16 protein-coding genes are annotated in these 20,642 nt (G+C 44.7%); 4 read left to right on the top strand and 12 right to left on the bottom strand.

The features are described 5' to 3' along the window. The first annotated feature begins 32 nt into the window (after positions 1 to 32). Positions 33 to 1,391, top strand: a complete 1,359-nt coding sequence (locus tag DYADSP32_RS12150) for a GntP family permease (protein WP_149242483.1) — start codon at positions 33 to 35, stop codon at positions 1,389 to 1,391. 14 nt (positions 1,392 to 1,405) lie between these two features. Here the strand turns inward: DYADSP32_RS12150 and DYADSP32_RS12145 are convergent, their stop codons facing one another. The 4 genes from DYADSP32_RS12145 to sucC all read right to left on the bottom strand — a co-directional run bounded on the left by DYADSP32_RS12145 (position 1,406) and on the right by sucC (position 9,495). Continuing rightward, on the bottom strand, positions 1,406 to 1,918 hold the full coding sequence (locus DYADSP32_RS12145; protein WP_149242484.1) for a DUF6252 family protein: 513 nt from the start codon (positions 1,916 to 1,918) through the stop codon (positions 1,406 to 1,408). A 37-nt stretch (positions 1,919 to 1,955) separates the two neighbouring features. After that, on the bottom strand, positions 1,956 to 5,444 hold the full coding sequence (locus DYADSP32_RS12140) for a T9SS type A sorting domain-containing protein (RefSeq protein WP_414617712.1): 3,489 nt from the start codon (positions 5,442 to 5,444) through the stop codon (positions 1,956 to 1,958). 411 nt (positions 5,445 to 5,855) lie between these two features. Further along, a complete protein-coding gene (locus DYADSP32_RS12135; RefSeq protein ID WP_149242486.1) occupies positions 5,856 to 8,111 on the bottom strand; it encodes a CotH kinase family protein in 2,256 nt (751 codons plus the stop codon). A 160-nt stretch (positions 8,112 to 8,271) separates the two neighbouring features. Further along, positions 8,272 to 9,495, bottom strand: coding sequence for an ADP-forming succinate--CoA ligase subunit beta (gene sucC, locus DYADSP32_RS12130; RefSeq protein WP_149242487.1), 1,224 nt, complete (start codon positions 9,493 to 9,495; stop codon positions 8,272 to 8,274). An 88-nt stretch (positions 9,496 to 9,583) separates the two neighbouring features. On the opposite strand from sucC, the gene DYADSP32_RS12125 reads away from it, so the two are divergent. Next, complete coding sequence (locus tag DYADSP32_RS12125) at positions 9,584 to 10,246, top strand: ABC transporter ATP-binding protein (RefSeq protein WP_149242488.1); 663 nt, start codon at positions 9,584 to 9,586, stop codon at positions 10,244 to 10,246. Between the two features lie 273 nt (positions 10,247 to 10,519). Here DYADSP32_RS12125 and DYADSP32_RS12120 read toward each other — a convergent pair whose 3' ends face one another. The 3 genes from DYADSP32_RS12120 to groES form a co-directional block, all read right to left on the bottom strand. Then, on the bottom strand, positions 10,520 to 10,939 hold the full coding sequence (locus DYADSP32_RS12120) for a CBS domain-containing protein (RefSeq protein ID WP_149242489.1): 420 nt from the start codon (positions 10,937 to 10,939) through the stop codon (positions 10,520 to 10,522). Positions 10,940 to 11,090: 151 nt separating this feature from the next. After that, positions 11,091 to 12,725 carry a chaperonin GroEL gene (gene groL / locus DYADSP32_RS12115; RefSeq protein WP_149242490.1) on the bottom strand — a complete coding sequence of 545 codons (1,635 nt, stop codon included), beginning with the start codon at positions 12,723 to 12,725 and terminating at the stop codon, positions 11,091 to 11,093. 52 nt (positions 12,726 to 12,777) lie between these two features. Next, positions 12,778 to 13,074 (bottom strand): co-chaperone GroES, encoded by a 297-nt coding sequence (gene groES / locus DYADSP32_RS12110; RefSeq protein WP_149242491.1) that lies wholly within the window; start codon positions 13,072 to 13,074, stop codon positions 12,778 to 12,780. A 232-nt stretch (positions 13,075 to 13,306) separates the two neighbouring features. On the opposite strand from groES, the gene DYADSP32_RS12105 reads away from it, so the two are divergent. Next, positions 13,307 to 14,014, top strand: a complete 708-nt coding sequence (locus DYADSP32_RS12105) for a hypothetical protein (protein ID WP_149242492.1) — start codon at positions 13,307 to 13,309, stop codon at positions 14,012 to 14,014. A gap of 85 nt (positions 14,015 to 14,099) precedes the next feature. On the opposite strand, the gene secG is transcribed toward DYADSP32_RS12105, so the two are convergent. The 5 genes from secG to miaB all read right to left on the bottom strand — a co-directional run bounded on the left by secG (position 14,100) and on the right by miaB (position 18,645). Next, entirely contained in the window at positions 14,100 to 14,474 is a 375-nt protein-coding gene (secG, locus tag DYADSP32_RS12100) for a preprotein translocase subunit SecG (RefSeq protein WP_149242493.1), read from the bottom strand. A 57-nt stretch (positions 14,475 to 14,531) separates the two neighbouring features. Then, a complete protein-coding gene (locus DYADSP32_RS12095; protein ID WP_149242494.1) occupies positions 14,532 to 15,203 on the bottom strand; it encodes a hypothetical protein in 672 nt (223 codons plus the stop codon). 57 nt (positions 15,204 to 15,260) lie between these two features. Next, on the bottom strand, positions 15,261 to 15,809 hold the full coding sequence (locus DYADSP32_RS12090; RefSeq protein WP_414617711.1) for an LptE family protein: 549 nt from the start codon (positions 15,807 to 15,809) through the stop codon (positions 15,261 to 15,263). 24 nt (positions 15,810 to 15,833) lie between these two features. Then, on the bottom strand, positions 15,834 to 17,120 hold the full coding sequence (locus DYADSP32_RS12085) for a sigma-54-dependent transcriptional regulator (RefSeq protein ID WP_149242495.1): 1,287 nt from the start codon (positions 17,118 to 17,120) through the stop codon (positions 15,834 to 15,836). A 79-nt stretch (positions 17,121 to 17,199) separates the two neighbouring features. Next, positions 17,200 to 18,645 carry a tRNA (N6-isopentenyl adenosine(37)-C2)-methylthiotransferase MiaB gene (gene miaB, locus DYADSP32_RS12080; protein WP_149242496.1) on the bottom strand — a complete coding sequence of 482 codons (1,446 nt, stop codon included), beginning with the start codon at positions 18,643 to 18,645 and terminating at the stop codon, positions 17,200 to 17,202. A 426-nt stretch (positions 18,646 to 19,071) separates the two neighbouring features. Between miaB and DYADSP32_RS12075 the strand changes: the two genes are divergently transcribed. Beyond that, on the top strand, positions 19,072 to 20,556 hold the full coding sequence (locus tag DYADSP32_RS12075) for a glycine--tRNA ligase (RefSeq protein WP_149242497.1): 1,485 nt from the start codon (positions 19,072 to 19,074) through the stop codon (positions 20,554 to 20,556). The last annotated feature ends 86 nt before the right edge of the window (positions 20,557 to 20,642 follow it).

The following is a 20,642-nucleotide window of genomic DNA, read 5'->3' as shown; positions in this document are numbered from 1 at the left end:
TCCTTTTCCACGCTCTCTGCTTAACCATTGTTATGATTGTTGCCATAGTACTGCTTGCCGTTGTTTTTATAGTCTTGAGTTCTACGCTACTGAAACTTCATCCCCTTGCCGGCTTGCTCCTGGCGGCCATAGGTGTTGGTATTTTCGACGGTCTTCCTATTGACAAACTTGCTGAAACCATTGGAAAAGGGTTTGGAGAACTGATGTCCAAAATTGGTTTAATGGTGATCCTTGGCTGTGTAATTGGTGCCATACTCGACAAATCCGGTGCAGCCATCAAAGTAGCTGATGTGATTCTTAACCTGTTTGGAGAAAAGCGCCCTGCATTGGCCATGTCTTTAATTGGTGCCATCGTGGGTATACCTGTTTTTTGCGATTCAGGCTTTATTATCCTGCATAAGCTGAATCAGATCGTGGCGAAGCGAACCGGCATGTCGCTTCCTGTGATTGCCTTATCGCTGTCGGGAGGGTTATTTGCAACGCATACTTTGGTGCCTCCCACGCCGGGACCACTTTCCGCGGCGGGTAATCTGGGGATAGCTGACTCGGTAGGAATCGTTATTATTTTAGGCCTCATTATTTCAATTCCAAATCTTTTTTTATCAACCTGGTTTGCCGAGAGATACGCTAAAAATGTTCCCGTAGACGAAGAGTACGCGGTTGAAAATGTAACGGTGGAAAACCGGGTATTACCTCCGGCATGGAAGGCCTTCATGCCGATCATTTTGCCCATTTTACTGATAACATTGGCTTCTTCTGCCAAAATAATGAACTTCCCAGAGCAGATTGCCGTCTGGTTGGGGTTTTTCGGGAGTCCGTTGGTGTCATTTTTACTGGCTATTTTTTTTAGCTACTCGCTGTTTCCCAAAAATGGCGCAGCAAACATGACGGCATGCTTTAAAAGCGGAATCGAGCATTGCGGAACAACTCTGGTGCTCGTGGGAGCAGGAGGAGCTTTCGGTGCGATTTTGAAAGAAACTTCTTTAAAGGATATGGTCAGTGAGTGGTTGCTACACAATGAGATGTCAGGTGTGTATTTGCTGATGATTGCTTTCTTCATTGCTGCATTCTTTAAAACAGCCCAGGGATCTACAACCTCTTCCATGGTATTGACAACCAGTATTCTGGCTCCTTTACTAGCTTCGCTGGGATTCATTACCCCGATCCAAATCGCATTTGTGGTGATGGCCGTTGGCAGTGGTGCCATGGTTGTATCACATACCAACGATGCCTGGTTTTGGGTGGTGTCACAATTTACAGGCATCAGTGCCAAGGATGCTTACCGCACACATACCGTGCTTACTGGTTTGCAGGGAGTGGTAAGCTTATTTTTCACGATTGTCTTTTATCAGCTCTGGACCGTGATGGCTGACTGGTTTCACCAAACGTAACCTGCTAAATTTTTTTACAAAATATCAGTTGTCTGAAACTTCCCATTAGTCAGCTGTACGGTTTTCCCATCCGTGCTTTTCAGCGTTCCACTGAATTCCCCAGCTAGTTTGCCGGGACCTAGTGGCGTGGTGGGTAGCGCACTTTCTGTAATTTTGATGATGGGCTGATCTGTGGATTTTTTATCATTTGAATAAAGTACATCGTTGTATATCAGGCTGATACCGCTTCCGTTATTTGCGGATAGGGGATAACTTCCGGTGCCTGTATAACCTATTAAGGTAATGGTTAACACATCGTCCTTCGCCCCGTTTTTCCCCTCTTTGTTTCCAACGATTGTAACATTTACACTTGTCCCGATCTTGGCATCCACAGCCCCGCATGTCCCACTCCAGGTGGTGCCGTTGATCTGAACGGATATGGTTCCTTCGCGTTTATCATTGGGTGTGATGTCGCCCGAGCTTTTTTTGCTACACGAATTCAGACCAAAAAATAGGAGGGTAACCGCGAAAAATAGGTGCGTTTTCATTTGCTGTTTTGTTTTTAAATAAAATGGTTTATTAAATTCAATTGTGTTTCACTGCCTTGATATTTATCTTTTCCAGACCCGAGGTAACACTTATCACATAAGTTCCTGCTGGAATTTTCAAATCGGTCAGCGGGATTTTATTGTCAACCACAATCGCGGTTTTTGTAAACACCACGTTTCCTTTCGGATCCATGATTTGTATCCCGGCTTTTTGGCCATTTTTATTTTTTATCGCTATTGCTGTCTCATTGACAAAGGGATTGGGGTATGCAAAGTTTTGGTCAGGGTCATTGAATTTTAGATTTACCACTCTGCTGAATGCATAAGTTCCATCCTGATCAAGCATCTTCAGCCGGTAATAGATCAGGTTCTGCGTGTTGGTAAATCCCGCAGCACCCAGGTCACTAAACTCATATTGATCCTGATCGGGTGAGAAGGCTATTTTTGATACGAACTGAAATTGTTTGGCATCCATGCTTCTTTCCAGCTCAAAGTGGTCGAAGTTTTCTGCATCTGCGATTGTCCATTGCAGGTGAGCATGCTGTTCACCGGCCTTGCCTGAAAATGAAATCAGGCGCACCGGCAGGGGTTTAGAGTAAGTATGCACAATAAATCCGCTAAAACCGGTATTTACATCAAAGCTCACTTCCCACCGTTCTTGTTGACTGTTCCAGATAATGTCACTATCCTGAGGGTTAATGGTTTCGGAGCCTTCCGTGTAGCTTGCAGGTAGTCCTGAGCCATCATTACTTTTTCCTGCAAACTTCTCCACCCGAAGGTTAGAAATGCCGGTTGCGTCACCGGGAGTTCCAGGAAGGTTTAAAGTGCTTTCAGGATGGCTGTTGAACTCAAAGAAATCTTTATAGGTAAAATAAAGCGTTACACGGGCAGTGGAATTATTGTTTTCGGGGGTGATCTGATAATGCCTGGCCACGTAGGGATAGCTTGTGGTGGACGGTACTGTTCCTTCAATCCACACCTGCCCGTGTACTTTGCCTCGTACAGGCTCGCTGCCATTGGGTGTGATGCTCGCCACTATGTTACAGCCTCCGTTGGTAAGGAGCGGGATTTTGTTATTTCCAATTACCTCTACATTAGATTCCGCCCCATTTATTGGTAAATCGTGTCCGGTAGGGTTGTAAATGATGATGGAGTTTTCTCGCGAAGCGCCCACAATCAGATAATCCCTTACCTCGTTGTAGACAGGTTTGAGGCTACCACCTTCGTTTACAACCTGCCCCAGCACACTATTACAAGGCGTAATGGTGCCCGACATTGCAAACGAACCATTTCCCAAAGTCATGGAACCCACATTGGCGTTGGATCCATTGTCCCAGTTTACGCTACGAACGAGGTAATTCCCATTTCCAAGAGGGCTTGTGAAGTAGTATCCCAGGTTATCATTGAGAGTGCTTCCAACCAAAGAATTACTTGCGTCAACAGTACCCGTTGTTCCTTTTAACCCATCTCCCAATGTTACGGCACCAACGTGGTCCAGACCAACATTATTCCAATAGTGGCTTTCCACCACATAGTTACCATTCGCCAGAGGATGTATACCATTAATCACACCTAGTCCTGCCTGGACTCCGATAGCGTCATCGGGGCTTCTACCTATAAGTGAATTGGCAGCACTAACCAAACCTGTGATGCCCGTAGAGCCATCGCCCCAGGTCACTGCTCCTGCATCACCAATGGCGCCATTATTCCAGATGGGGCTACCTACCACATAGTTGCCATTATTGAGTGGCACAACACTGCGGCCTACGTTATCGTTAAGACTACTTCCAATCAGGGAATTTGACGCAGATATGGTTCCGGAGGTAGGTGAAGTCCCATTTCTCCACGATACAGCACCCACGTCTGCCGTGGCTCCATCATTCCATAATTGGTTTGATACAACGTAATTGCCGTTTGCCAGTGCTATTACCTTTTGAGTTAAAAAATCGCTGGTGGTATTTCCTATGATTGAATTGGTAGAAGAAATGGTTCCTGATGTGGGTGAACTTCCGTTTGCCCACGTGGTAGCCCCTACATTTGCGGTAACTCCGTTATCCCAGTTCGGACTGGAAATGACATAATTGCCGTTTGTCAAAGCGGTGATGCCTTGTCCAATCTGGTCATTGGCCTGAGCGCCGATGATGGCTGAAGTCGATGTTACAATACCTGCGGAACCTGTACTTCCATTGCACCAAATTACTGCTCCTGCATTTGCAATGGCACCGTTGTCCCAACCTGGACTTGACACCACGTAATTCCCATTACTTAGCGGAACTACGTTACCATCTGACCCGCCACCAAGTTGGTCTTCACTGGTACTTCCAACTAATGAATTTACAGCAGACACTACTCCGGTTCTGCCCGTCAGTCCGTTACACCAGGTCGCTGCCCCAGCATTTACGATCGAGCCATTGTCCCAGCTTTCCGAGCGTACCACATAATTCCCATTGGTGAGTACCACAATGCCTCCAGTAACGCTGTATCCAACCTGATCCATAGCGCTACTGCCCACAAGAGAATTACTTACACTGACAAGTCCGGCGGTACCTGTGGTTCCGTTTCCCCAGGTTACAGCACCCACCTCCGCAACGCCACCTTGTCGGCAAAGCGGACTGCTAACTACATAGTTTCCATTCGGAAGAGCCTTTATGCCTGCGGAGCCAATGTTATCGCCATCACTGTTACCTACAAGTGAATTGATGGCACTGACCTGTCCGGCAGTTCCTCCCGATCCATTGCACCATGTAACAGCACCAAGCGAGGTGATGGGAGTGCTTCCTCCCCATTTGGTACTGGTAATGATATAGTTGTTATTTGTTAGAATGGTAATACCGTCACTGCCAACGGCATCATCCCAACGGCTGCCTACAACAGAATTACTTTCTGTAACTGCCCCTGCGGTTCCTGTATTTCCGTTACCCCAGGTCACTGCGCCGGCATCATTCATTAATAGTGTGTTGTGTTCCCAATGAGGACTTACAACCACATAATGGCCATTTGGCAGCGCCCTGATACCATGGGAGCTTACATTGTCATTTGGCGTGCTGCCAACCAGCGAGTTTGATAAACTTACAACACCGGAAATACCGGTTACACCATTTCCCCAGGTAGCAGCTCCTGCCTGTGTATATCCGCCATTCCTCCACTGCGGACTACTGATTACGAAATTCCCATTCGTAAGCGCAGTAACTCCTCCGGTGCCCACCTGATCACTCGGCGAGGATCCGGTAATGGTGCTGATGAGCGTGTGTGTGGAGCCATTGTAAAGATGAACGGCACCAACATCGGTAACCCCGGGAATATCATGCAGGGGATCTGTCACTACGTAGTTGCCGTTGGTTAACACAGTTACACTTAATCCGAAAGATTCACTGCCCGTGGGCCCGCTTTTTCGAATCGACTGTCCGAAGGTGGCGTTGAATAATATGCATGGCAGTTGTAAGATTAAACCATATAAAACGAATCTGCCCAGTCTTGCCGAAAAGGTGCGTTTGCAAAGTCTAAACATCAGTAAAAGCGGTTCCATAGTAATTGGTTTTGGCAGCGATTGTAGAAATAGGAAAAGGTTTATGGTGCGTTCCCGCTGTAAGCGGATTTGCTTTTTGGTCGCTACAAATTTGGCATAATGGTTATTGTGCTTCAATACCATATAAGGGTTAGCGTAGGGAATCGTTGACTGCAATTTTTGGAAGTGACGTTCCGGGTTTATCCGGAATCGGATCAGGTACTAAGCCAGTAATTGAAAGGTGGGATGTTTAGTAACCGGGGGAATTGCAAAAGGAGATTTGATTTTTAGGAGGAGTAGTCGATGCGGTCTTCTTTATTGTGAATCCGATGCGATAGCAGGTCTTGTGATGAGTGGATGTCAATCAAAAAAAGCGGCAATGGCCGCTTTTTTTGATTGAAAAATATAATGTTGCAGCCTGAGGCAATCTGCTTATTCAGCCAAAATCAACATCTTTTTAGATGAAATCTGGCTGTTGACAAAAAACCTAACTTCATACATACCTGGCGGATAATTTTTTGTGGTCAATTTAAATTCATTGTAACCCTTTCTCACACTCATCGGAATGGTGCTGATCTTTTGTCCCAATAAATTCATTACCTGGATTTCCCCTCCTTGATTTTCGAATTGGCTTTTGAAAGCGATGTTTACTGAACTGGCGGCTGGCTGAGGAAATATGCTGATGTCCTGTAGGATAGAATAATCAGCTTTTACATAACGGCTATATGCTACGGATCCGTCGAGGTCCACTATTTTTAGTCGATAATAGTTGACGCTCGCTGCCGGCGATAAGTCATCAAACTGATAGGAGGCCTCGTTGGAGTCATGCAGGCGGACCTGTCCGATGCTGTCGGGAGGGGTTGCAGACGGGTCACTGGTTCGTTGAATGATGAACTTCTCCCCATTGATGTTTTCGGATACATTCCAGCTGAGTCTGACATGGGATTCCTGTGATTTGGCTTCGAGCCCAAAGATCGTAACAGGAAGTGGTCCTGAAGTAAGTTCGAATGGTACCAGGGTCCATTGTATTTGTGGTTGATCAGCAACGATTTGTGAGCTTTGCGTCACATTGTCCCCGTTGGGATTTTGTATTGAGCGATTGCTGTACTTGTTGGTAAAGCCGTAATAAACATTGTTGTCTGTACCTACCGGTTTCCACAATTGCGCATCTACCTGTGGGTCAGAGGTTAGCTTTAGCTGCTCGTTTAGCAAGGATGGTGCTGTAAGATATTGTGAGGACAGGCGATTTTGAATGCGGTAATATCTCACACCGGCTACATCCACGGGCAGGAATAACCATTGTTGAGAAAGCGGCGAGGCGGATTCCGACTGAGAAACAGCCAAAAGCCCCGTATTGTTTAAATCAATTACTTTGGGCACCGTTCTGTTTAAAAGTTTGTAATACATATCGGTTCTGATCTGATCATTAAATTGCTGATCCAGATAAGCGATGCGATTTTTCACGTAGGCACGCAATTCGGTAATAAAGTCCTGATAGGGTTTAGAGCCGAAGTTGGGCAGGTTTTCGGGATTACTGTAACCCCAAACGGTTTTGTTTTGGACCTGCGATGCGGATACCTGACTGGCAAGAGCAATGATCTTGTTGTCGAGGTGTGCCGCAATTCCTGCCGCCTTTAATTCATTCCATCTGATTTTGATGGCAGCTCTGAACTCAGGATCCAGAAGCATTTGCTGTGCAAATCCTCTCCCATATGCCTCGCTTGACATTCTTTTGTAGGTCGTATTGCCCAAATAATTGGAATAGTTGCCAAATGCCGCATCGTAATCCCACATGGGCCCAAAATAGATTTTTGGGTCATTCCTTAATTTGGTCATATAAATGCTGAGATAGGAGTCGGGATTACCGGTGAGCTCCGTGGCGATGTACCAGTTGACCTGTGATGTGCGGTCGTTCATGGGCCTATATCCTAAAACGGGATCAAGCGCCTGAGCAGAAAACAGCTTACTTTCATAGCTGTTGAAATAGTTCTTGATGTAATTTATTTGTTCGTCACTGATGTCTTTATCATCAGGATATTTAACCGCCATCGCCATCCCTTGTCCTGTTCTGAAATTGATCGGTTCCTGATCCGCGTACATTTCGGCCTGTAACATATACCCGCCCGATATTTTAGGTTCTGTGATATCCAGTTTTTCTAACTTGTCGAGCGAGACTCTGTTATTACCTCTCTCGACCTGATCGGTGAGTAAGTAATTGCCTTTATAGGACCCGTTCAGATAGACATCTACAAGTTGAAAAGCAGGTGTAAAGGCAAAACCTACAAACCGACCAAGTTCGAATGCAAGACAATTCCTGATCAGGGTGTTGTCCTGATAATTGGCCAAAAGCACCCATTTGTTTTCATTGGCAGGAAGCCCCAGAAGGTTATATTTGGTTGCAAGTTTAATTCTGTAGGGTTTTTTAGGCAAACCCCAGGTAGAGTTACCCCGACCCCGTATTTCAATGGGGCCATCATAAAGACCCGGCGTGCCGGCCGATCCTACCACTTTCAGAGCGCCTGGCAGATAATCTTCCTTGCTTACTACATCTCCCCCATCTGCTGTCGTAATGTATAGTGTCGGAAGGTTGGTGAGTTGGGCCTGGGCTTTTAATTCAGTAATGTTAATGCCAGTCAGTAATAAGAAACCAACAAGAATTTTAGAACATTTTCGTAGAATACTTTTCATTTTTATAGAAGTTTCCGTTCGTTGATCACGGCTGAGGCATGCGTAGCCGTGAGAGATTTACTTGTATTGCAAGAGGTAAAGAAAAAAGTTATTTCTCAGAAAACAAAAAAGACCGCTTAATAGCGGTCTTTTTTGAAACATATATCTATTATCCGGTATGTTATCCCTCTAATTCAGCAAGTATTTCCGATACTTTCGCAGCGGCTTCTTTGAACTCAATTGCCGACGAAACTTTTAATCCTGATTCGTTAATAATTCGAGCGCCTTCTTCGGCATTGGTACCCTGAAGTCGAACAATGATAGGCACAGGGATTTCGCCGATTGCTTTGTACGCTTCTACAACACCGGCAGCCACCCTGTCGCAACGTACAATCCCGCCAAAAATGTTGATAAGGATTGCTTTCACATTCGGATCTTTCAAGATAATGCGGAATCCAGCTTCCACAGTCTTGGCGTTCGCGCCACCCCCAACATCCAGGAAGTTGGCCGGATCGCCGCCCGAAAGCTTGATAAGGTCCATTGTAGCCATGGCAAGACCAGCACCATTCACCATGCAACCCACGTTTCCGTCAAGTTTTACATAGTTGAGATTGTTGGCTCCTGCTTCTACTTCCAAAGGATCTTCTTCATTGGTATCGCGCATTTCTGCCAGTTCAGGATGACGGAACAACGCGTTATCATCAAGATCCACTTTCGCATCTACGGCAAGGATTTTGTTGTCAGACGTTTTAAGAACGGGATTGATCTCAAACATGGCAGAGTCACTCTCAACGTATGCTTTGTACAGCGAGCCTATGAATTTTACCATTTCCTTGAATGCATCTCCCTCCAGTCCCAGTGCAAATGCCACCTTACGGGCCTGGAAAGGCTGAAGACCCACTTTGGGGTCGATCCATTCTTTCATGATCTTTTCAGGGGTATGCTCAGCTACCTCCTCAATGTCCATTCCGCCTTCGGTACTGGCCATGATCACATTGCAGTTTTTGGCGCGATCCAGCAGGATAGAAAGATAATACTCCTTTGGCTCGCTTGGGCCTGGATAGTACACATCTTCTGCAATAAGTACCTTGTTTACTCGCTTGCCTTCGGGGCCGGTTTGGTGTGTCACCAGAACTTTACCCAATATATTTTTTGATATTGTCCTCACATCTTCAACAGATTTGGCTAGCGCAACACCCCGCTGGTCGGTGCCAACGATTCGGCCTTTTCCACGCCCACCGGCATGAATTTGCGATTTAACCACATACCATTTGGTACCTGTTTGCTGGCTAAGCTCACGTGCAACTTCTACCGCCTTGTCGGGCGTGTCGGCTACAAGCCCTTCCTGAATACGAACACCGTATTTTTTCAGAACGCTTTTGCCTTGATATTCGTGAATATTCATGAGTATAAAAGTAAATTGGTATTTTCACGGCAAATTAAGGAATTAATCAAAACGGGCGAAGTTTTTCGTTCAATTATCTTTTCCAATTATGAATTTACTTCACGCAAAAGGCATTAAGCGCACCTATGGTTCATTGGAAGTGCTCAAGGGAATTGACCTGGAAGTGAAGCCAGGTGAAGTGGTGGCGATCGTTGGTCCTTCGGGGGCTGGCAAAAGCACTTTTTTGCATATTCTGGGAACACTCGACAGGCCTGAAGGAGGGCAGGTTTTCATTCAGGACACAAACGTATTTGAATTGAAGGACAAGGAACTTGCCCGATTCCGAAATGAAAAGATTGGATTTATTTTTCAGTTCCATAATCTTTTAGCGGAATTTACGGCACTTGAAAATGCGTGTATGCCCGGATATATCAATACGAATATGAGGGAGAGTGAAATCGTAAAGAGGGGGAAAGAACTACTGGATCTCCTGGGTTTGTCTTCACGAATGGACCACCTGCCGTCTCAGCTATCCGGTGGCGAGCAACAAAGGGTCGCCGTTGCAAGAGCATTATTAAATAAGCCGGTCGTTATTTTAGCCGATGAGCCAAGTGGAAATCTGGATTCTCAAAGTGCGCTGGATCTCCATCATTTATTCTTCCGGTTAAGGGATGAACTGGGACATACGTTTGTCATTGTGACGCACAACGAGGATCTGGCAGAAATGGCAGACAGGCGTCTGGTGATGCAGGATGGAAATATGTTGTCTTAGCCGTAAACCTTACCGACAACTTTTGCAAAACCAGCCATTAATTTTTTGATAAGTCAAGGCTCATTTAAACTTTATTTTATTTATTAACCTGCTGAATATCAAATTCTTAAATTGTATAGTTTAATCTGGATAAATTTTTTCTGGTTTTTTAAAAAATTTGGTGTGACCAGAATTTGAAAGCTTCGTCTTAACGGAGAAGTTTTTCATAACGTTGAGTAAAGTGAATAGTCGCCTGGATTTTCCGGACGACTATTTTTTTATTTTGTATTAAAATCAGTATTGATCCAGCATGTACCTGATTACATCTGTGGTGGTGACGATGCCCGTCAGATTTCCCTGCTGGTCTATCACGGGTAAAGCGTGATATTCTTCCTTTGAAAAAATTTCTGCAACCTCTTTGATGGGCTGATCGGCTTCGACCAGTCGCGGTTTGTGTGTCATTACCTGAGGGATGGAAAGCATCGTAAGGACAGCTTCATCGGCACCCTCCTGATTGTCAAATAGTGAACTGAATGTCAATCGGTTTACATCCGTTTTGCTGATGATGCCACAAACTTCTTTTCCATCAAGTACCGGAACATGACGGATTTTTCTCTTTTTTAATAATTCAACCACTTCGTGAAGATTGTCATTGATGTTGACGGTCCACACGTTTTCTGTCATGATTTTCGATACAGGCTCTCTGCGTTTCATACGATTTGCTGATTTTGAATTTGAACTGTGTCAAATATAAAATGGATGAAACAGACAAATCATGATCAATATCAGCGCTAAACCTGTATATAATAAGAGAGGCTGCCTTTCTGGGGCAGCCTCTCTTATTATATATGTTGTGTTGAACGAATTACATCATTCCACCCATGCCGCCACCATGACTGTGTCCACCAGCACCACCAGCATTTTCTTCCGGTTCGTCAGCGATAACACATTCTGTTGTCAACAACAGGCCTGCAATCGAGGCTGCGTTTTCCAAAGCCAGACGTGAAACTTTCTTAGGATCGATGATACCAGCTTCCAGAAGATCGGTGTATACATTGTCTTTGGCATTGTAACCATAGGCACCAGTACCTTCTTTCACTTTCTGTACCACAACAGATGGTTCCTGTCCTGAGTTAGAAACGATTGTTCTTAGAGGAGCCTCAAGCGCAACGCGGATAATGTTGATACCCGTTGTTTCGTCTTCGTTGTTTCCTGTAAGGCCTTCAAGTGCAGCAGTAGCGCGGATGTAAGCCACACCACCACCAGCAACGATACCTTCTTCCACAGCAGCGCGGGTTGCATGCAATGCATCGTCAACGCGGTCTTTTTTCTCTTTCATTTCTACCTCTGTGGCAGCACCAATGTAAAGGATGGCAACACCACCTGACAATTTAGCAAGACGCTCCTGAAGTTTTTCACGATCGTAATCAGAAGTTGTGTTTTCGATCTGTGCTTTGATTTGATTTACACGGCCCTGGATATCGTCTGAATTTCCGGCTCCGTTTACCAAAGTTGTATTGTCTTTATCGATAATTGCTTTTTCGCAAGTACCCAGATAATCCAAAGTTACGTTTTCAAGTTTGAATCCGCGTTCTTCGCTGATTACGGTTCCACCTGTGATTACAGCGATGTCTTCAAGCATAGCTTTACGACGATCTCCAAAGCCAGGCGCTTTCACTGCAGCCACTTTCAGAGCGCCGCGAATTTTGTTCACTACCAATGTAGCCAAAGCTTCTCCGTCAACGTCTTCGGCCAGAATAAGCAAAGGACGACCTGTTTGAGCAACTGCTTCCAATACAGGTAGAAGCTCTTTCATCGAAGAGACTTTCTTTTCAGAGATCAAAATGTATGGACGCTCAAGATCAGCTTCCATTTTCTCAGTATTGGTAACGAAATAAGGGGATAGGTACCCACGGTCAAACTGCATACCTTCCACAGTTTTAACTTCTGTTTCAGTACCACGAGCTTCTTCAACAGTGATTACACCTTCTTTACCCACTTTCTCCATCGCCTCGGCGATCATGTTACCGATCTCCTCGTCATGGTTAGCAGAAATAGTAGCAACCTGAGCGATTTCTTTCGAAGTAGAAATATTTTTCTTTTGTGCTTCAAGATCTTTAACAATCACTGAAACAGCCTTTTCGATACCGCGTTTCAAATCCATTGGATTTGCACCTGCCGCTACGTTTTTCACGCCGATAGAATAAATCGCCTGTGCAAGTACAGTGGCAGTAGTAGTACCATCACCTGCTGAATCTGCAGTTTTAGAAGCAACTTCTTTCACCAACTGAGCACCCATGTTTTCGATGGGATCCTTCAAATCGATTTCTTTTGCCACGGTAACACCATCCTTGGTGATGCTTGGTGAACCAAATTTTTTGTCGATTACCACGTTACGGCCACGTGGTCCCAAGGTTACTTTAACGGCGTCGGCCAATGTATCTACGCCCTTTTTTATTTTGTCGCGGGCTTCTGTATCAAAAAATATTTTCTTAGACATAACTTTTAATAATTTGAATAAACTTTAAATTTTAAAGATAACCTGACAGATATTAACCAATTATGGCATAAATATCTGATTCACGCATAATCAGGATGTCCTTTCCTTCATATGCCAATTCAGTTCCGGAGTACTTTCCGTACAATACAGTGTCACCTACCTTTACAGTAAGAGGTTCGTCTTTTTTTCCGGGTCCTACGGCCACAACTGTACCACGTTGTGGTTTTTCTTTTGCAGTATCAGGAATAATGATACCAAATGCTGTTTTTTCTTCGGCTTGGGCTGGTTCTACAAGAACACGGTCAGCCAGAGGTTGTACGCTTACTTGTATTTCTGCTAAAGTTGACATAAATATTTAACGTTTATTTTAAGTTGTCAGTAATTTAATTTGACTTCTACTCAACAAGCACAATCTGTGCCAGACGGTTTCGTCTGACATTTTTTCAGTGATAGTCTGACAGTTTTGGACACAACGAGGCTGCACTATAATTTTTAGGATAAAAAGCTGTCATAAAAGTACGTTCGTTTGCTTTTCGCTTTAAAATGATTAAATTTTCGGACGATCAAAGCCACAGCATACGATGACTACATTGCACAACGATTGGTTGACCGAGGGAGTTTTTGATTTTGAGTACAAAAAGTACGTTTTGCTGGCGTATCTTCAGCACATTGAGCAGGAGTTTACCTATCATAAGCTTTATCCTCACTTACCTCAACTAAAATTCCATTTTGATTCCTGTGTGATGTTGAGGGCGAAAAAGCAGTCCATTCACTCCGCATTTCCCAAAGATCTGAAAGGCGTGGATACCAGGACCTGGCGTCCTGTGTACGAAGAGACCGTAAAAGATGATCCCTATCTCACTGAGCTGAATTACATTCTCGATTTTGCCATTCCAAAATTGTCGAAATCATGGGATAAGGGAGCCGACATATTTTCAGAGATTGGAGAGCGTATACAGATTTCTCCGTTAGGGATAGTTCCCCTACGATTAGACGAAGGGTATCTGTTTTTTGTAAATGGATTGGAAAGAATGGTTTCTATTTTCCGGTATCAGGTTGCCCTCTACAACGAAATGAGGGAGCGATATCTTAAGACCGCCTTTGTAGACACCATCAGAACCGGTATCGGAAATACAGTGGAGCAGATAAAAATAGATCTGGTTCAGAGAGACCGGTCATTACCCAATCCCGCCACCTACGTGGTCGAATCCAGGCATCATTACCCATTGCATGAAACATTGCTCCCGGTTGCCAAACATTTGATGATAAAACACCTGAATGTAGCTTAAAGGATCAAATCTTCCGGGATTGAAAATAAATAAGGGTTCAAATATCAGTGGACTGAGATTTGAACCCTTATTTATTTAAGATTGATTATTTCTTAGCGGTATCCGCAGCAGCAGGAGCTTCCTGCGTAGCGTTAGAACCAGTAGGAGCCGGAGCCTGGGGTATATTTCCACCTGGCAGCTGAATTGTTTTTGCTTTTTCGATATTTACACTCTTGATGCCGCCATCACTTGCGGTACCCACCATAATGTAAGAGGCAAGAGATATTAAAATAATAGCAGAGGCAAGACCCCAGGTAATTTGTTCCAATAAATCGGTGGTCTTTTTAACGCCAAACATTTGTGTGGTACCTGCACTGCTAAACTCACTTGACAGTCCACCTCCTTTTGAGTTTTGAACCAACACCACTAAAATTAACAATACCGCAACAATTGCAACAAGAATAATAAGACCCAAATACATGGTTAGAACAGTATAAAATGAATGAAATGATGATAATCTAAGTCGGGCTACAAGGGATTACTTTCCCAATTGGTGTAATTCGCTTAATTTTTTCGCAAAGTAATTCTTTTTTTCTGGTTTTTTCAAGATCAGTTTCTGATATATATCCATTGCCTTCTCGATTTTTCCTTGTCGGACCAGAATTTTTGCAAACGCTTCTGTCTCAATAGATCCCTGTCCTTCGTATGCCACACGGCCCGTAAGGTCCATAGGAGTTGCTTCTATGGCGTTCTCCAGTTTGATCGACGCCATCCGGGGGTTACTTTTAATGAATCCCTGAATGATCTTCTGCTGTCTTTTTTGTTCTTCGGTCCGCTCACTGGCGGATAGGCCTGCCTCCTGGCTCACCAGCCCTATGATGATATCTTCGCTGTCCTGCGGATCAGGTTCGGGTATTAATACCTCACCTGCAATTTCCTCATGGATCAGCGTAGGATCGTATCGTTCATTACCACTTTCCACCAACTGTTGTAAGGCAATCCGGCTTAATGCATATGCCGCAGCTCTAGGCTTCGTTTCATTGAGGCCTTCCGGATTGAGAATAACCGATGCCTTCGCCAGTAATGAGTAGGATATCTGACAATAAGGAAAAGCTTTTACGGTTGCCTCCAGTTTCGATACTACGTCCAGGTCAACATCATTGGGATGTTTTACAAGATGGCTGAAAGTTTCCTTGTCAATAATGGCCATTAAGGTGATGTTATGTTTTTGTAATAAAGAGATGAAGTTATAAAAAGCCGGCTCCAATTACCAGTCCGCTGCTGATTTGTTAAAGACCTGTTGCACGATATTGTCCAACAGTGTGGGAAGTAAACGTGCTTCGTTTTGATTAAGCGTTTGGTCCTGAGGGAAATCGGCGTAATAGGAAAAAGATTGGTCAAAGTTTTTTGTTTCGTCCAGGCCATTTGTAAAACGCACCTGAACCGTCATATTCAGGCGGTTTAGCCCCGCCTGGTCATTGGCGGTAGGGGCTGCTGCGGTAACTTCGTACCCGGTAATGGAACCTTCCAGTATCAGATCACCACCATTGGGTAACTGGGTCAGGCTTGTGTTTTTTTGAAAATATTCCTTGAGTTGTTCAGTCAGTTTCTGGGGTAAATTGGTAGGTCCGCCCGCTGTACCCATCGTGAAATTGATTACTGTAAAGGTCTTGATGTCGGGCGACAAACTGGTGCCGGTGAAGGAATATATCCCACAGCCTGAAATGAAGAATGAAGAATGAAGAATGAAAAGTAGTATAAAAAATCTCTTTTTCGAGGAGAGATACCTGCCCATTTTTTCTGCTGCGAGAGTCATTTTGAATAATTCATTTGTCATGGTCTATTCCTCTATATCGTACTGTTTAATTTTCCGATACAACGTACGCTCAGATATTCCTAACGCGCTGGCCGCATATTTTCTTTTGTTGTTATTTTTTCGCAATGCCTTGATGATCATTTCCTTTTCTTTATCCTCGAGAGATAGCGATTCCTCTTCGGCGGCGGTGTGGATGACATCTTCAATTTCGCTTCGCTCATCGGAGTAGCGGTCGAGGTCAACGGTTCTGGGCGGCACCGGAGTCAGCAACCGGGAAGGTTCCAGCGTGGGTGTCACAATACTCGCTTCATTGTTGTTCAGTGAGCTAAACAGTTCCTGATGGTCTTTCAGAATATCGCCACCATACTTTTCATTTTCAAGCACGTTTCTGACCAGTTTTTTAAGCTCGGTCATGTCTCTGCGCATATCGAAAAGAACCTTGTAGAGAAGTTCTCTTTCCGAAAACGAGTCTTCGGCCTGCCTGATCGGAACCAGTGCTTTCCGGCCAGCAGGTTGTACCGGATTGAGGTAATTGTTTAAAGTCTGGGCGACAATAGGAAGGTCTTTCTCGGTTTCTAGGATGGTGATTTGTTCGGCAATATTTTTTAGCTGGCGAATGTTTCCCGGAAAATCATATTGCATCAGCAGGCCACGTGCGTCAGCATCAAGTCTTACGGGTTTTGTACGGTATCTTTCGGAGAAGTCGTTGGTGAATTTTCTGAAAAGTAGCAGTACGTCCTCGCCACGGTCGCGCAGGGGCGGAACATAAATAGGTACTGTATTGAGCCTATAATAAAGATCCTCCCGAAACTTCCCGTTATTGACTGCCTCCAGCAAATTGACATTGGTGGCAGCCACAATGCGTACGTTGGTCTTCAGCACTTTGGATGAACCTACGCGGATATACTCGCCATTCTCCAGCACACGAAGTAAGCGGGATTGCGTACTCATGGGCATTTCACCAACTTCATCCAGGAAGATGGTACCGCCGTTTGTGGTTTCGAAATACCCTTTACGGGAGTCCAGAGCACCGGTAAATGCACCCTTCTCGTGTCCGAAAAGTTCGGAATCTATGGTGCCTTCCGGAATGGCGCCGCAATTTATGGCTATAAATGGCCCGTGTTTCCGGGCGCTTATACTATGGATGATCTTGGAAAAAGACTCTTTACCGCTTCCACTTTCACCAGTGATAAGCACCGTGAGATCAGTCGCTGCCACTTGTATGGCCACGTTAATGGCATGATTCAGGACGGGCGATGTGCCAATAATCCCGAATCGATTTTTTATTGCTTGTATTTCAGTTGGATTCATTAAGTCTGTCCTGGCTTATAGCTGTTGGCATGAAGCTTCATCGTTCGACAGAAGAGCTTACCCAATCGTGTATGTCTGTTTAAAATACTTCCGCTTCCACAAGTGCCTTGCCTCGCAAGGTTGCAGAAGTGCTGTCTGTGATCAATACATTGACATAATCTCCTTTTTTGAAATTTTCGCGGGGGAAAATTACCACTTTGTTCTGATCACTGCGACCCGAAAGATCATTGTCCGAACGCTTTGAAAAGCCTTCGGCCAAAACCCTCTGAACCGTTCCGATCAATTTCTGATTTCGTTCCGTAGAGATACGTAACTGTACATCAATAATCTCAGCCAGTCGTTTTTGCTTTATCTCTGCAGGTATATCGTCTTTCAGTTTTTTGGCGGCGGGTGTTCCGGGTCTTTCGGAATAAGAAAACATGTAACCAAAGTCGAAACGCACCTGTTCCAATAAAGAAACTGAATCCAGATGCTCCTCTTCCGATTCAGTGCAAAAACCTGAGATCATGTCATGCGAAATTCCGCAGGATTCACCCAAAATATTCCGGATGCTTTCAATACGTTCCAGATACCAAGCTCTGTCGTAAGTACGATTCATAAGTTCCAGAACCCGGTCGTTGCCGTGCTGGGCGGGCAAATGTATGTACTTACAAATGTTGTCGTACCTTTTTATCGTGTAAAGTACCTCATCTGTAATGTCTTTTGGATGTGATGTGCTGAACCTGACCCTCAATTCGGGGCTGATTACAGCGACCATTTCGAGTAACTGCGCAAAATTAACCCTGGATCCATCCTCTTTTTTGTTCCACTTATAACTGTCCACATTCTGGCCAAGTAAAGTGACCTCTTTATATCCTTGGTCAAAAAGCGCCTGAGCCTCATTCACAATGGAATAAGGATCTCTGCTCCTTTCCCTGCCTCTTGTGTAGGGTACTACACAAAAACTACACATGTTATCGCAGCCACGCATGATCGATATCAATGCCGTGACGCCATTGGAATTAAGTCTTACGGGTGAAATATCAGCATAAGTTTCTTCCCGGGATAAAAATACGTTTACACCCTTTTGCCCGGTTTCCGCTTCTTCAACCAGGCGTGGCAGGTCTCGGTAAGCATCGGGGCCGGTTACTATATCGACCATTTTTTCCTCCTCCAGGAGCTTGGATTTGAGCCGTTCAGCCATGCACCCCAACACTCCGATCACCATCCCCGGTCTTTTCTTTTTGTATACGTTCAGCTGTTTGAGCCGCGTGCGGACACGCTGTTCGGCATTTTCACGAATAGCACAGGTATTCAGGAACACAAGATCCGCATTTTCGGCGTCGGATGTGGTAGCAAAGCCAGCATCCCGCATCACCGATGCCACTATTTCACTATCCGCGAAATTCATCTGGCAGCCATAACTTTCTATAAAGAGTCGTTTTTTATTAGAGAACGGTTCGTTTTCTAATACACGAACGGTTTCACAAGCCTCTTTGTCGGCCTCGGTTAATATCTTTAATGTACTGGCAAATCTTTCCTCCATCGACCTTACTGAATTTAGCTGCACTACCAAATGTGGTACCCGGTTGGACCACAGGATTTTGATAAATGAACTGCAAATTTACGAATTAAAAACTAAAAACTGACAAACTGACAGGGTTTAAGTTGATCGGTTCGTTACTGGTATGAGCGGTGGCACAGATCATCTTTTTTAAGCAACCTTCGGGTTTAAACGGCCTCCATTGGTCGCTGTACACTTTCAGGTGGGTCTTTCAATCCTGAAAATCTGCATTAAATTCCTGAATGTCTAATGGATCGGCTCATCCACTTTTGTATTAATCTGCAATCTGTTGCAACTTTAAAAACTTTGAACACGGGCATTGCCGGCAAATTTTCTAATTTTGCCGATTCTTTGCTTTCAAATACTATTTTAGATTTTATTTCCATTTGATATTAATTAACAAGTATAATGAGTCAGGCACCTTCGACCTCTTTACAAGACATTATCGGACATGCAAAGGAATACGGATTTGTATTCCCCTCTTCCGAAATATATGATGGATTACAGGCTGTATACGACTACGGGCAGAATGGCGTGGAGCTAAAGAATAATCTGAAGGCTGCATGGTGGAAAGCCATGACCCAGTTGAACGATAATATAGTAGGGATAGATGCTTCGATATTTATGCATCCGTTGACCTGGAAAGCCTCCGGCCATGTGGATGGCTTCAATGATCCCATGATTGACAACAAGGATTCCAAAAAGCGTTACAGGGCTGACCAGTTGCTGGAAGGGAAAGCGGAACAATATGAGGCCGAAGGGCAATCCGATAAGGCACAGGCATTACTGGCAGAAATGGGTCGCTTGTTAAGTGCCGAAGACCTTGCAGGTGTGCGTGAGCTCATTATTTCTGAAAACATAAAGTGCGGGGTTTCGGGAACCGCCAACTGGACCGATGTGCGGCAGTTTAATCTAATGTTCAGCACCCAGGTAGGCTCTGTTGCCGATGAATCAAGTCTTATATACCTGCGTCCCGAAACAGCCCAGGGTATCTTCGTCAATTTTCTGAATGTGCAGAAAAGCGGAAGAATGAAGATTCCTTTTGGAATCGCTCAGATCGGAAAAGCGTTTCGTAACGAGATCGTGGCACGTCAGTTCACGTTTCGTATGCGTGAGTTTGAGCAGATGGAAATGCAATTCTTTATTCGCCCCGGTACGGAGATGACCTGGTACGAATCCTGGAAAGAGGCCAGGATGAAGTTTCACAAAGCCTTAGGTTTGCCTGCTGAGAAATTGAAATTTCACGATCATGAGAAACTGGCCCACTATGCCAATGCAGCTGTGGATATCGAATATCAATTTCCATTTGGATTTCGTGAAATGGAAGGCATTCACTCACGTACCGACTTCGACCTTCGTAATCACCAGGAACTGTCTAAAAAGAAACAGCAGTATTTTGATTCGGATCTTGATGAAAACGGCAAACCTTATGGGAACTATATCCCCTACGTGGTGGAAACCTCGGTGGGTGCAGATCGTCTTTTTCTTGCCGTTTTTTGTAACGCTTATACCATTGAGACGGTAGGAGAGGGAGAGCAGGAAAAGCAGCGTACCTATCTTAAACTTCATCCCGCACTTGCTCCTTTCAAAGTGGCTGTGTTGCCCCTGGTCAAAAAGGATGGGCTTGCCGAAAAAGCACAGGGTATTGCCAATGCATTGAAATCTTCTTTCAGAACCACCTATGATGACGGTGCCGCTATCGGAAAACGCTACACCCGTCAGGATCTGATCGGCACACCGTTTTGCGTGGTAGTGGATTATCAGACCATGGAGGATGATACCGTTACGATTCGTCACCGGGATACCATGGAACAGGAACGCGTTGCGATCAGTGCGTTGAAAGAAAAAATTGGATACCAGGTAGCCATTGAGCGAATTCTGGAAGCGATTTAAACAGTTTCCCAATTTTGTGTTATTGATTTTGAATGATAGTATTCTTGATGAGGCAAGATCCTCACTGATTCTATCATTCAAAATTT

It is taken from the genome of Dyadobacter sp. 32 (genome assembly GCF_902506755.1).
Taxonomy (GTDB): Bacteria; Bacteroidota; Bacteroidia; order Cytophagales; family Spirosomataceae; genus Dyadobacter.
This window is presented reverse-complemented; position numbering and strand designations above follow the sequence as displayed.

Excerpts from the sequence above, each read along its gene's own strand:
- DYADSP32_RS12105 (WP_149242492.1), top strand. The coding sequence starts at position 13,307 with ATGACTACATTGCACAACGATTGGTTGACCGAGGGAGTTTTTGATTTT.
- DYADSP32_RS12145 (WP_149242484.1), bottom strand. The coding sequence starts at position 1,918 with ATGAAAACGCACCTATTTTTCGCGGTTACCCTCCTATTTTTTGGTCTG.
- DYADSP32_RS12120 (WP_149242489.1), bottom strand. The coding sequence starts at position 10,939 with ATGAAACGCAGAGAGCCTGTATCGAAAATCATGACAGAAAACGTGTGG.
- miaB (WP_149242496.1), bottom strand. The coding sequence starts at position 18,645 with ATGGAGGAAAGATTTGCCAGTACATTAAAGATATTAACCGAGGCCGAC.
- DYADSP32_RS12095 (WP_149242494.1), bottom strand. The coding sequence starts at position 15,203 with ATGGCCATTATTGACAAGGAAACTTTCAGCCATCTTGTAAAACATCCC.
- groES (WP_149242491.1), bottom strand. The coding sequence starts at position 13,074 with ATGTCAACTTTAGCAGAAATACAAGTAAGCGTACAACCTCTGGCTGAC.
- DYADSP32_RS12075 (WP_149242497.1), top strand. The coding sequence starts at position 19,072 with ATGAGTCAGGCACCTTCGACCTCTTTACAAGACATTATCGGACATGCA.
- DYADSP32_RS12150 (WP_149242483.1), top strand. The coding sequence starts at position 33 with ATGATTGTTGCCATAGTACTGCTTGCCGTTGTTTTTATAGTCTTGAGT.
- DYADSP32_RS12125 (WP_149242488.1), top strand. The coding sequence starts at position 9,584 with ATGAATTTACTTCACGCAAAAGGCATTAAGCGCACCTATGGTTCATTG.
- DYADSP32_RS12140 (WP_414617712.1), bottom strand. The coding sequence starts at position 5,444 with ATGGAACCGCTTTTACTGATGTTTAGACTTTGCAAACGCACCTTTTCG.
- sucC (WP_149242487.1), bottom strand. The coding sequence starts at position 9,495 with ATGAATATTCACGAATATCAAGGCAAAAGCGTTCTGAAAAAATACGGT.
- secG (WP_149242493.1), bottom strand. The coding sequence starts at position 14,474 with ATGTATTTGGGTCTTATTATTCTTGTTGCAATTGTTGCGGTATTGTTA.
- DYADSP32_RS12085 (WP_149242495.1), bottom strand. The coding sequence starts at position 17,120 with ATGAATCCAACTGAAATACAAGCAATAAAAAATCGATTCGGGATTATT.
- groL (WP_149242490.1), bottom strand. The coding sequence starts at position 12,725 with ATGTCTAAGAAAATATTTTTTGATACAGAAGCCCGCGACAAAATAAAA.
- DYADSP32_RS12135 (WP_149242486.1), bottom strand. The coding sequence starts at position 8,111 with ATGAAAAGTATTCTACGAAAATGTTCTAAAATTCTTGTTGGTTTCTTA.
- DYADSP32_RS12090 (WP_414617711.1), bottom strand. The coding sequence starts at position 15,809 with ATGACTCTCGCAGCAGAAAAAATGGGCAGGTATCTCTCCTCGAAAAAG.